The sequence below is a fragment of the Streptomyces sp. NPDC046862 genome (assembly GCF_040704615.1).
Taxonomy (GTDB): Bacteria; Actinomycetota; Actinomycetes; order Streptomycetales; family Streptomycetaceae; genus Streptomyces.
In genome coordinates, this window is sequence record NZ_JBEYXP010000015.1 from 141,785 (window position 1) to 154,828 (window position 13,044).

General features: G+C 71.5%; 4 protein-coding genes and 2 pseudogenes. 4 read left to right on the forward strand and 2 right to left on the reverse strand.

The features are described from left to right. Positions 1-5 precede the first annotated feature (5 nt). On the reverse strand, positions 6-7,661 hold the full coding sequence (locus AB0959_RS18945) for an amino acid adenylation domain-containing protein (RefSeq protein WP_366827543.1): 7,656 nt from the start codon (positions 7,659-7,661) through the stop codon (positions 6-8). Continuing rightward, positions 7,658-8,956, reverse strand: a complete 1,299-nt coding sequence (locus AB0959_RS18950; RefSeq protein ID WP_366827544.1) for a cysteate synthase — start codon at positions 8,954-8,956, stop codon at positions 7,658-7,660. Before AB0959_RS18950 ends, AB0959_RS18945 begins: the two co-directional genes overlap by 4 nt. A 413-nt stretch (positions 8,957-9,369) precedes the next feature. Here AB0959_RS18950 and AB0959_RS18955 point away from each other — a divergent pair, with 413 nt between their 5' ends. The 4 genes and pseudogenes from AB0959_RS18955 to AB0959_RS18970 all read left to right on the forward strand — a co-directional run bounded on the left by AB0959_RS18955 (position 9,370) and on the right by AB0959_RS18970 (position 12,855). Further along, positions 9,370-10,344, forward strand: coding sequence for a thiamine pyrophosphate-dependent enzyme (locus AB0959_RS18955; protein WP_366827545.1), 975 nt, complete (start codon positions 9,370-9,372; stop codon positions 10,342-10,344). 1 nt (position 10,345) lies between these two features. Continuing rightward, positions 10,346-11,314, forward strand: a pseudogene (locus tag AB0959_RS18960) (alpha-ketoacid dehydrogenase subunit beta); the annotation flags it as partial. 81 nt (positions 11,315-11,395) lie between these two features. After that, positions 11,396-12,406 (forward strand): annotated as a pseudogene (locus tag AB0959_RS18965) (dihydrolipoamide acetyltransferase family protein); the annotation flags it as partial. 161 nt (positions 12,407-12,567) lie between these two features. Next, complete coding sequence (locus tag AB0959_RS18970) at positions 12,568-12,855, forward strand: hypothetical protein (RefSeq protein ID WP_153548069.1); 288 nt, start codon at positions 12,568-12,570, stop codon at positions 12,853-12,855. Positions 12,856-13,044: the final 189 nt, after the last annotated feature.

Genomic DNA, 13,044 nt, shown 5'->3' on the forward strand with positions numbered 1-13,044 from the left:
GTGGGTTACCTCCACTCATTGCCGAACTCGGCTTCGAGTTCGTCGATCTCTGCTTGGGACAGCGACACCAGGGGCAGGTCGGACGGGGTGTGCCCGCCCGTCGCGCCGGTGTCTCCCTCGGCCTGCGCGGTCAGTGCCGCCATCCACCGGTCCGCGAGGGCGCGTACGTCGTCCTCGGACCAGAGGTCGGGAGCCCAGGACCAGGTGATGTCGAGCCGGCCGTCCTCGGCGGTCGCGGCGGTGATCTCCAGGCCGTGGGCCACGGGCATCAACGGGTCGTGCGCGACACCCAGGTGGCGCAGCGCTTCCGGCGCGATCGCCCAGTCGCCGTCTGCCGAACGGGCCGTCCGGCCCAGATAGTTGAAGCCGATCTCCGGAGCCGGGAGGGCTGCGAGGAGCGGACCGTGGTCGGGGTCGAGGTGACGGAGCAGGCCGTATCCGATGCCATGGTCCGGGGCGGACAGCAGCTGTTCCTTGACGGTCTTGAGGACCTGAGCCGGGTCTTCGGTGTCGACTCCGGCGAGGTCGAGGCGCGCGGGTACGACGCTGGTGAACCAGCCGACCGTTCGGGACAGGTCGACGCCGTCGGAGATGTCCTCCCGGCCGTGCCGCTCGATGTCCAGCAGCAGGGCCGGGTGCCGCCGCCATCGGGCGAAGGCGGCGGCGAGTGCCGCGATCAGGACGTCCTCGGGCCCGGCATGGAATGCCGCGGGCACCTTGGTGAGCAGCTCGGAGGCGACCTGGGCCGGGAGGATCCTGGTGAGGTGACGCATCGCGCCGACGACGTCCCGCTCGGGGTCCGGTCGACGGAGACCCAGCTGCGGGCCGGGATTCTCCAACGCCGCTCGCCACAGGCCCAGTTCGGCTTGCCGTCCCGGCGTACGGGCCTCCCGCTCCAGCAGGCGGGCCCAGTGCCGGAAGGAGGTGCCCCGCTCCGGCAGCTCCTCCTCACGCCAGGCCGCGGCCAGGTCGGAGCACAGGATGCGCCAGGAGACGCCGTCCACGGCCAGGTGGTGGACCGTCAGCAGCAGCCGTCCGGGGCGACCGCGACCCGCGTCACACCACACCGCACGCATCACGCCGCCCGCTTCCGGGCTGAGTTGCGAGGCCGACCACTGCACCACGTCGGCGAAGTCCACCCGCCCGGTGATGCGTTCCAGCACCGTGGCGGCGTCGACGGTCCCCGGAGGCGGAACCTCGGCCGACCGCCCGTCGGGCGCCAGACGCAGCCGTAGCACGTCGTGATGGTCGAGTACGGCCTGCAGGGCGGCCGTCAGCCGCCTCTCGTCGGCGCCCGCGGGGGTGACGAGCAGGACGGACTGACTGAACGCCCCGATCGGGCCGCCGCGTTCGAGCAGCCGGTGCATGGCCGGAGTGAGGGGCAATGGTCCGGTCGGCGCGGCTTGTCCCTGGACGGGACCGGGAGCCGGGCGAGCCGCCGCCGTGGCGGCGAGACCGGCGACCGTACGCTGCTCGAACACGTCACGCGGAGTCAGCCGCAGCCCCACGGCGAGCGCGCGGCTCACCAGGTGGATGGAGGTGATGCTGTCGCCGCCCAGGTCGAAGAAGCCGTCGTCGGCACCGATGCCGTCGTTGGGGATCCCGAGGACCTCGGCGAACAGCCCCCTGAGCGCCTCCTCCTGGGGAGTGCGCGGCGCCCGGTTCACCATTTCCCGGGCGGTGGCCGGTGCGGGCAGGGCGGCGCGGTCCAGCTTGCCGTTGGGCGTCATCGGGAGCGCGGCGAGCGCCACGAGCGCCTCGGGAACCATGTGGGCGGGCAGCTGCCGCGCGGCGTGCGCGAGGAGGGCCGGGCAGTCGGCCTCGGCGACTCCGACGACGTATCCGACCAGGCGCCGTACGCCGGCTAGGTCCTCGCGCACCACCACCGCGGCCTGGGTGACGGCCGGATGGGAAGTGAGCACGCCCTCGACCTCGCCGGGCTCGATCCGCAGGCCGCGGATCTTGAGCTGGCCATCGGCCCGCCCGCGCAGTTCCAGAGTGCCGTCGGCCCGCCATACGGCCAGGTCGCCGGTTCGGTACATGCGCCCGCCGGACGGCCCGAAGGGATCGGCGACGAACCGCTCGGCGGTCAGGCCCGGCCCCCTCCAGTAGCCACGAGCCACGTGATCACCGGCGACATACAACTCGCCCTCGACACCGACCGGTACGGGGTTCAGGCGGGCATCGAGCACATATGCCCGGGTGTTCCACATGGGGCGGCCGATCGGCACCGGACCGGTCGGCAGCTCTTCTCCGGGCTCGATGCGGTGGTCGGTACAGCCGACGGTGAGCTCGGTCGGGCCGTAGTGGTTGATCAGGCGTACGTCGGGGTGGTCCCGGCGCCAGCTGCGCAGGGCCTCGCCGACCAGCGCCTCGCCGCCGAGCATGAACTCCTCGGCCGGCGACAGGTCGTGCGGCAGGGCGGGCAGCAACGGGAGGTGGCTGGGCGTCGCCTTGAGGAAGGTGTAGCCACCGTTCACGGGCGCCGCGCCCGCGTCGTGGAAGCCGGCGACGTGCACCTGGCCGCCGGCGGCGAGCGCTCCGTGCAGGGTGGTCACGGTGGCGTCGAAGGACATCGTGGCGTGCAGCAGCGAGGTACCGCGCAGGCTCTGGTACGCCTTCACGCAACGGGCCACGTAGGTGGTGAGGTTGCGGTGCTCGACGACGACGCCCTTGGGGCGGCCGGTAGTGCCGGAGGTGTAGATCAGGTAGGCGGCGTCGGCGGGCCGTGCCTCTGGGAGGGGCACGTCCGGATCGTCCGGGACGGCGTCGGGATCCACGACGCAACAGCCGACCGGGCGGTCGGCAGGCAGCGAGTCCCGAGTGATCAGACACACGGGCTCCGCGTCGGCGAGAAGATAGACGGTGCGGTCAGCCGGATGCTCCGGATCCAGCGGCATATACGCGGCGCCCGCCTTGAGAACGGCGAGCACGGCGACCGCGAGGTCGACCGAACGGGGCAGCGAGAACGCGACGATCCGGCCCGGGCCGGCGCCATGCGAGGCGAGCGCACGCGCCAACCGGTCGGCGCGCAGGTCGAGTTGACGGTATGTAAGTGATGTCGCGCCGTCCTCGATCGCGACCGTGTCCGGCAGCTCGGCGACGCGCGCCTCGAACAGCCGGGGGAAGGTGGTGTCGGGCACGTCCCGTGCCGTGTCGTTGAACTCCTCCAGCAGTCGGTGGCGTTCGCCGTCCGCGAGGATGTGGAGCGCATCGATCGCCCGGTCGGGTTCACGCACCGCGGCCCGCAGCAACCGCTCGAGACGGGTGGCCAGTTCCTCGGCGGTGCGCCGGTCGAAGAGGTCGGAGCTGTACTGGAGGGTGCCCTCGATGCCGTCCGGGGAGCCGTCGGCGGTGCGGTGCTCGCCCAGGTTGAAGGTCAGGTCGATCTTGGTGGCCCCGGTCTCCACGGGCAGGGCGTGGGCGTGCAGTCCGGGGAGGTCGAGGCGGGGCCCTGCGGTGGGGCGGAAGGCGAGCATCACTTGGAACAGCGGGTGCCGGGCGAGCGAGCGGGGTGGGTTGAGTGCCTCCACCAGGTGCTCGAACGGCAGCTCCTGGTGGGCATAGGCCGTGAGGTCGGTTTCCCGTACCCGGCCCAGAAGTTCCCGGAAGCTGGGATCGCCCGAGGTGTCGGTGCGCAGGACGAGAGTGTTGACGAAGCAGCCGACCAGGTTGTCCAGCACCTCGTCGGCGCGTCCGGCGACCGGCGTGCCGAGTGGGATGTCGGTGCCCGCGCCCAGCCGGGTGAGGAGGGTGGCGAGTCCCGCCTGCACGACCATGAACACCGTGGTGCCGGTCTCTCCGGCAAGCGCGCGCAGCCCCCGGTGCAGGTCCGCGTCCAGCCGGACGGGGATGTCGCCGCCCTGGTGGGTGGCGCGAGCAGGCCGCGGGCGGTCGGCGGGAAGCGGGAGTTCGTCGGGGAGCCCGGCGAGCGTCGCGCGCCAGTGGTAGAGCTGACGGTCCTCTTCGTGGCCGAGCACCTCGTGCTGCCAGACGCAGTAGTCGGCGTACTGGACGGGCAGCGGCACCCAGCCCGGCTCCCGCCCCTGCAGACGTGCGCGATAGGCGGACGCCAGGTCGAGCAGGAGGGGGTCCAGGGACCAGCCGTCGCCGGCGATGTGGTGCAGAACGAGGAGGAGCACGTGGTCCTCGGGGCCGAGAACCAGAAGGTGCGCACGGAACGGGGCGTCCTCGTCGATCCGGATCCCCTCCCCCGCCAACTGGCTCAGAAGACCAGGCAGTTCGGCCTCGGCCACATGGTCGACGACTTGCAGGTCCGGCGTGGCCGGCTCCAAGAGCCGCTGGCACGGACGGCCGTCGGCGTCCGGGTAGACGGTGCGCAGGATCTCGTGCCGGGCGACGAGGTCGGCGAGGGCCGCGCGCAGGGCCTCCACGTCGAGGCGGGCGCCGGTCAACCGTACGGCGAGGGGGATGTTGTAGGCCGGTCCCGGCCCCTCCAGACGGTGCAGGAACCACAGCCGTCGCTGGGCGGACGACAAGGGGGCCTCCCCCGGCGCCGTGCGCGGAGTCGGCCGCGGGGCTGGGCGTACGGCCTTCCCGGCACGGTCCACCAGCCGGGCCAGCCCCCTCGGAGTGGGCGCCTGGAAGACATCGCGCAGGGTCAGGTCGGCGCCGAGGGCGGCGCGGATGCGGCCCAGCAGACGCAGGGCGAGCAGCGAGTGGCCGCCGAGCGCGAAGAAGCCGTCACGGGGGCCCACGTCCGGCAGCCCGAGCACGTCGGCGAAAAGGCCACACAGGACCTGCTCCTGCGGGGTGCGTGGGGCGGCATGCGTCTGTGGGACGGCAGTTGCGGGCGGCGCAGGGAGTGCTGCCCGGTCGATCTTGCCGTTGGGAGTCAGCGGCAGCCGGTCGAGGACTACGACGGCTGAGGGGACCATGAAGTCGGGCAGGCGGGCGATGAGATGGTCGCGCAGGGCATCCGAGGCCGAGGCGACACCTGCCGCGCAGACCGCGTACGCGACCAGCCGTCGATCGCCGCCGGGCCGGTCCTCACGGACAACAGTCACCGCCTGGGCGACTTCGGGATGGGCAGCGAGGGCCGCCTCGATCTCACCGGGTTCGATGCGGAAGCCGCGGAGCTTGATCTGGCCGTCCGCGCGGCCGTGGAACTCCAGCTCGCCGTGAGCCGTCACGCGCGCGTGGTCACCGGTGCGGTACATGCGGGCGCCGGGCGGACCGTACGGGTCGGCGACGAAGCGTTCGGCGGTCGCGCCGGGGCGGCCCAGGTAGCCGCGGGCCACGCCGGGCCCGGCGACGTACAACTCCCCCACCACGCCCGGCGGGAGCGGCTGCAGGGCCGCGTCGAGGACATACGCGCGCATGCCATCGAGAGGGCGGCCGATCGGCAGCGGATCGGGTACGGGTGCGTCCGCCGTGCAAGGTCGGGATGTGGCGAAGGTGGTGGTCTCCGTCGGGCCGTAGCCGTCGGTGACCGTCAGCCCCGGGCACGCTGCCAGCACTCTCCGCACGGCGTCGGCGGGGACAGCCTCGCCACCGGTCCACACCTGTCGCAGCCCCGCGAAACAGCCAGGGGCCTCCTCGGCGGCGAGGCGGAACAACCCGGCGGTCAGCCACAGCGCCGTCAGTCCGTGACGCTCCGTCAGGCGGGCGACGGCGGCCGCGTCCACGTCATCTCCCGGATCGGCGACCACGGCCGTCCCGCCGTTCAGCAGCGGCACCCACATCTCGTACGTGGAGGCGTCGAACGCGCTCGGCGAGTGCACCAGCACACGTGCGTGCGCACCGCCGCCGAACGCCGAGTCCGCGGCCAGGGCGACGACGTCGTGGTGGGTGACGGCGACGCCTTTCGGGGTGCCTGTGGAGCCGGAGGTGTAGCTGACGTAGGCCAGTTGGGCGGGATGCACAGGAAGGGCGGGGTCGGTGTCCGGCTCGGTGTCGAGTGTCGGGTGGCCGACGACGACATGGACAACTCCATCGTCCGCCTCGGCATGCCTGGCCGTGTCGGTCAGCACCACCTTCGCCGCTGTCTCGTCGAGGATGTGCCGGATGCGGGAAACTGGGGAGTGCGGATCGAGGCCGACATACACGGCACCGGCCTTGAGGGCGGCCAGCAGCGCGGTGACCAGGTCTCCCGACCGACGTACCCGGACCGCGACCGGCTCCTCCGGCCGGACGCCGAGGCGGATCAGCCGATGAGCGAGCCGGTTGGCTTCGGAGTTCAACTGGCGGTAGCTGACAGCGCGTTCACCGTCCATCACCGCCGTGGCGTCCGCATCGGCCGCGACACACGCCGCGAACCGCTCGACCACGGTCGCCGCTGCCGCGCGCGAACGTGCACCCACGAGCCGGACCCGCTCCCGCTCGTCGTCCGACACGACCTCCACGCGCCCGACCGGCGTGCCTGGACCGACCACTGCCGCGGCGAACTGCTCTACGAACCGGATGAAACGCCGATGGTGGGACGTCAGTTCGGCGTCCGTGTAGTGGACGGGGCTCGCGTCGAGGTCGACACGGATGCCATGGCCGTCGGCGCGGTCGTACACGTTGACGGCGAGGTCCTCGACGGGCCCGGTCGACAGGTTGTGGCGGGTGGTGGGGTGGCCGGCGAAGCGGAGTTCGGGGCCGAACGCCATGATGTTGACCACCGGGCCGAAGAAACGGCGACCGTCCCGCGGCCAGTCCGACTCGCGGCGCACGTCCTCGCCGCGGTGGCGCTGGTGGGCGAGCAACTCGCGGGTGGCTGTGGCTGCCTGGCGCACGAGGTCGTGGGCTGCGGTGTCGGGTCGTACGGACAGCCGCAGCGGGAGCACGTTGGACGCCATGCCCGGGGTGGCGAGTTCGGCGTCGCTCTCGCGGGCGGTGACGGCGAGGCCGAGAACAACCTCCCGGGCTCCGGTGAGCCGGTGAAGGTGGGCGGCGGTGGCCGCGAGGACGACGCGGGACCAGCGGGTGCCGGCCCGTTCGGCGGCCGCGTGCACCAAGTCGCCTGCCTCCGGAAGGAGATGACCGGTACGGCGCAGGAAGTGGTCGGCGATCTCGGGCGGACGGGTGGACAGGCCCACCGGGTCCGGACGGTCGGCCAGGGTGCGGCTCCAGTACGCCCGGTCCGACGCGTGGCGTTCGGAGGAGCGATAGGCCTCGTCCTCGGCGAGCAGCGGGGCCAGGAGTGCCGGCGGCGGGGTGTGCGGAATGCCGGCGGCCAGAGCGGTGTAGGCGTCGGCCACGCGGCGGGCGATGAGGGAGCAGCTGTAGCCGTCGACGGCGATGTGGTGGTAGCGCTGGTACCAGATCCAGTGGGAGTCGGCCAACTTCATCAGCGCATACCGGAAGAGCGGACCGCGGCGGGTGTCGAACGGCGTGGCGAAGTCGGTGCGCATCCAGGTGTCGGCCGCCGCCCTGGGGTCGGGGCGGTCGGCGAGGTCGAGGACGGGCAGATCCCAGGTGGGTTCGGGGTCGATCACCTGGCACACGGTGTCGTTGGTGGCGGTGAAACGGGCCCGGAGCGTCTCGGTGACGGCCACCACCTGTCGTACGGCGGCGTGCAGCCGGTCGGCGTCCACGGGGCCGTGGATCTCGGTGTACTCGCCCACGTTGTATGCGGGGCCGGCGAGGTCGAGCTGCTGGCCGAACCACATCGAGCGCTGCGCGGCGGACGGTTCCAGGACGTGCGGGTGGGTCATCGGGCGGCCTCGGCGACGGCGGAGGAGTTGGTCAGGAGCCGCTTCACCTGCTCGGCGACGACGCCCGGGCCCTCGTCTCGGCCGGGCCAGGGGATGCGGAGCCAGGGTTCGGCGGGGACCAGTGTCAGGTCGTGGGCCTGGCGGGCGCGGCCGCCGCCGGTGATGTTCAGGAGGACCAGTTCGTCGTGGCGGACCTGTCCGGCGCGGACCGCGTCGGCGAGGGCGGCGAGGGCGACTCCGGCGCCTGACTCGATGTCGATGCCCTCGACCTCCTCGTAGAGGGCGATGGCGGCGAGGGCGGCCTCGTTGTCGGTACATCGGATGTCGCCCCTGCTCTCGACGAGCGCGTCGCGGACGCCGCCACGGATGGTGAAGGGCGGGTGGCGGTTGGTCAGTTCCCGGGCCAGTGGCTCAAGTTCCCTTTCCGCGGGGGCCCGACCGGTCGCCTGCCAGGCCGCGTACAGCGGTGCGAAGGGAAGGTTCTGGCACATCAGCAGGCGGGGCAGCGCCTCGCCCGCGGTGCGCAGGCGACCTGCCGCCTCGTGGGCGCCGATGGCGCCGGTGCCGCTGCCGACGGCCTGTACATACGTGTCCGGCAGGCGTCCGATGGCCTCGGCGGCCGCCAGCATGACGGTGCCGAGCCCGTCACGGCGGCCGACGTTGCGGGAGCCGCCCTCGGCGTGGTGGCCGGGCAGCCGTGCGAGCAGGTCGGCGCAGGCGATGGCGTCGCTGTAGGTGGCGGTACCGTCGAGGACAACGATGCGAACACAGGGGCCGAGAGGGCCGGGGAAGCGCATGCGCTCCATGGCCGGGGCCGGCACGACGAGCAGGCAGGGCACGCGGTGGCGGGTGGCGGCCCAGGCGAACGCGGCGGCGGTGTTGCCCGCGGAGGGGATGACGAGGAGGGGCGCGCTGTCGGGCAACCGGCCCAGTACCGTGTACGCCTCGAGGTCCTTGAAGGTGCAGGTGGGCAACTGCGCCCCGCGCTCCGGCCAGTGGCCGTTGAAGGCGACCCACAGCCGGTCGAGTCCGATCCGGCGGCCAAGCCGCTGGGCCTGGTGGACGACCGGTCCGGGTACGTCCGCGAACGTACGGGTCACCGGAAGCACGGAGGCGTACCGGAACAGCCCGGAACCTTCCCGCGTCTGAGTTCCGCTTCCCTCGTACTCGGCACGCAGGAATGCCGGTTCGTGTCGGCGGGTGCAGTCCAGGAGGAGGCCGTCGTCCTCGTAACGGGTTCCGCATGAGGAACAGACGACCGTGTAGTGGCGTGTTCCCGGGCGTACTCCGGACATCTTCACTTGCCTTCCGCAGTGCCGCGTGTCGCTGATCAATTGGACCCGGCACGACAGGAAGGGCGGGCGACGGGAGGATTATCAGTTGGCAAACCCACGCCAACAGATGTGAAGCGCTTACCGTGTCCTCACATCACTCGTCGGAGTGTTCAGTTCCGCGTCATCCACCCGTGCCTGCTGGGCAGTTGAGTAAGCACCGATCAGGGAGATCATCTGTGCCGAGCAGGTCATGAAGAAGGAGTGGCGGAATCATGGGTGATACGCCCGCGCAAACGGCCGCCGGAAAAGAAACGGAACCTTCTCCATGGCTCCCGTCCAATATTCCGGTATCCCTACTGTCATCGAATGGCAAAAAGCGGGAGTCGCCCCCACCTGAAGGCGGTAGCCGGACGTACCCCGAACCGGCACCCGGGATGCTGCTGGCGGCGTACCGGAAGATGGTCGTCGGGCGCCGCTTCGACGAGCAGGCGACGGCACTCGCCCGGCAGGGCAGGCTCGCGGTCCACCCCGCAAGCCTCGGCCAGGAGGCCTGCCAGGTGGGCGCCGCGCTGGCACTCCGCGCCACGGACTGGCTGTTCCCCACCTACCGCGACTCTGTCGCGCTGGTCAGCCGCGGGATCGACCCCGTCGAGGCACTGACACTGCTGCGCGGCGACGCACACTGCGGCTACGACCCCGTACGGCACCGCACGGCACCGCAGTGCACCCCGCTGGCCACCCACGCCGCCCACGCCACAGGACTGGCCCACGGCGAACGGCTCAAGGGCACGGACACCGTCGCCCTCGCACTGGTGGGCGACGGTGCCACCAGCGAGGGCGACTTCCATGAAGCCCTCAATCTGGCGGGCGTGTTGAAGGCTCCGGTGGTGTTCCTGGTACAGAACAACGGGTACGCCATCTCCGTCCCGCTGTCCGAGCAGTGCGCGGCACCGAGCCTGGCGTACAAGGGAGTCGGCTACGGCGTCCGCGCGGAGCAGGTGGACGGTAACGACGCCGCGGCCGTGCTCGCCGTGCTGACCACGGCTGTCGAGGACGCCCGGGCGGGCGGTGGACCGTGGCTTGTCGAGGCGCACACCTACCGGATGGGCCCGCACACCAGCGCCGACGACCCTTCCCGGTACCGCACGGCCACGGAGGCCGACCGCTGGCGGGATCGCGACCCGATAGCCCGGCTGGAGTCGGCACTGCGCGATCGGGGCTTGCTCACCGACGCCGACACGAAGACCGCTGCGGCCGAGGCCGAAGCGTACGCCGCGGGTGTACGCGAACGGCTTGCCAAAGCCCCGGAGCTGGCTCCGCAAGCCCTCTTCGACCATGTCTTCGCTGCGCCGCCCAGACACCTTGCGGATCAACAGGCCCTTCTGCAGGCAGAGTTGGAGGATTGTTGACATGACCGCGGTCGACACGGGGATGGCCCAGGCACTCAACACCGCCCTGCGGGACGCGCTGGGCGCGGACGAACGCGTCGTCGTCTTCGGTGAGGACGTCGGGCGCCTCGGCGGCGTGTTCCGGGTCACCGAAGGGCTGCGAGACGCCTTCGGCGACCGGCGCTGCTTCGACACTCCGGTCAGCGAAGCGGGCATCGCGGGCCTCGCCGTCGGCATGGCGATGGCCGGCTGGCGGCCGGTGGTGGAGATGCAGTTCGACGCGTTCGCCTATCCGGCGTTCGAGCAGATCGCCTCCCACATCGCCAAGATGCGCAACCGCACCGGGGGCGCCCTGGCACTGCCCCTTGTCGTGCGGATCCCCTACGGCGGTGGCATCGGCGGCGTGGAGCACCACAGTGACTCCAGCGAGGCGTACTACGCACACACGGCGGGCCTGAAGGTCGTGACACCGGCGACGGCGGCGGACGCGTATTCCTTGCTGCGTGAGGCGATCGACGACCCGGACCCCGTGATCTTCCTGGAGCCCAAGCGCCGCTACTGGACCAAGGAACCGCTCGAACTTCCCGTCCGTACCGAGCCGTTCGGCACCGCGGCCGTGCGCCGGGCCGGAAGCGATGCCACACTCGTCGCCTACGGCCCGTCGGTCGGCGTGGCCCTGGAAGCGGCCCACCTTGCCGCCGCGGAGGGCCTCGACGTCGAGGTGCTGGACCTGCGCACCCTCGTCCCCCTCGACGACGGTGCGCTGACCACGTCTGTGCGGCGGACCGGGCGGTGCCTGGTCGTGCACGAGGCCCAGGGCTTCGCCGGAGTCGGCGCCGAGATCGCGGCGCGTGTGCAGGAGCGGTGCTTCGACGCGCTGCGGGCGCCGGTGCTGCGGGTCACGGGGTTCGACATCCCGTATCCGCCACCGTTGCTGGAAAGCGCTCATCTGCCGGACGTACAACGGGTGTTGGGCGGCCTGCACCGCCTGCTGCCCGCCACGGCACGACGGGCCCAAGGCACCCCGGCCGCCACCGGTACCGCCGCACCCGGCCGTACGTTCCTCCTCCCCGACCTGGGTGAGGGGCTGGCCGAGGCGGAGGTACTGGAGTGGAAGGTCGCCGTGGGCGACCCCGTCGTGCACGACCAGGTCGTCGCGGAGGTCGAGACGGCCAAGTCCGTGGTGACACTGCCGAGTCCGTACGCCGGCACCGTGACTGCCCTGCACTGCCGGGCCGGCGAAGTCGTCGAGGTGGGGGCGCCGCTGCTCACCGTAGCGGAGGAAACAGCGGCATCCGGTGCCGTCCTGACCGGCTACGGCACTTCGGGCCTGCCCGGACGTCAGCCGTCGTCGCGGCCGACGACCACGCCCGCGGCGGCCGATGCCGCGCACGCATGGGACACAGCGGCCCGCCCCCTCCCGGCCGCCGTCCGGGCCCCGCTGGGCCCCGCGGCGGAGAAGTTTGTCCGTGCGCAGCGTGACACGCCCGCCGTGACCATCTGGGCGGACACCGAGGCCGACAGCCTGCTCGCCGCCCGTGCCACCTACGAAGCAGGCCTGATGCCCCTGCTCGCCCGGGCGTGCCTGGACGCGCTCGCCGCGTTCCCGGAGCTCAACTCCCGTGTCGACGTTGGCCGTCAGGAACTCGTCCGGCTGCCACAGGTGCATCTCGGCTTCGCCGCACAGACCGACCACGGCCTGGTCGTCCCGGTCGTCCGGGACGCCGCCGGCCTCTGTCTCGACGACCTCGCCGCCGAACTGCGGCGGCTCACCACCCTCGCCCGCCGCGGAACGATCCCCTCCGAGCACCTCACCGGCGGCACATTCACCCTGAACAACTACGGTGGCTTCGAGGTCGACGGAGCCACCCCGCTCCTCAACCACCCTCAGGCTGCGATGATCGGGGTGGGCCGCATCACCGACCGTCCCTGGGTGCGGGACGGCCGTGTCGAGGTCCGGAAGATCGTCAATGTGTCCCTGACCTTCGACCACCGTGTGTGCGACGGCGACACGGCGGCCGGCTTCCTTCGGCATGTGATCGACGGCCTCAACTCTCCCGAGCGGCTAGGTACTTGCTCCTGAGCGGATGTCGTCCGTCGACAGCAGGAGAACCGCCGTTTCGGAAGGGAGGAGATGGGAGGACATGACCGGTCTGGGGGCGCGCGTATCGAGTAGTGGTCAAACTGCCTGCCGCACAAGCCGCGTGCGGCCGCCTGCGGTGACTCGCGTGAGATCATCCGTCCATGAGCAGCGATCTGGAAGTAAGTGCTCTGGCAATCAATGTCGTGATCCCGCAGGCGCTCCGCTGGACGGACACTCGACGCGGTGAAGCGTTCACGCTGACCACACTCAACGTCCGGCTTCTCCCGGACGGTCACCTCGCCGTGAAGGCCTATGGCAGACCAGTCGGTGGTGGTCGGGGCGCATACGTCTCGTTCCCTGTGCCCGACAAACCCGAACTGGCGGCCCTGGTCTCCGATGCTGCCAGCCGTGCCGGAGTGTTGTGGGCCGCTCATCGTGGTCTCGGCTGACCTTGGGGCGCATATCGGGCCGTGATCAATCTGCGGAAATCACCCTCGTGGCGGGACCTGGACCGGCAGATCTTCCTGCGTGACGCGAGTGCAACTGGCTGACGACGAATGGGAGTTCATCGAGCCGTACCTGCCGATCGTCGAGTACGGCCCGCACCCGGAGCGGCTGCGGCGGCAGTTCGAGGGCGT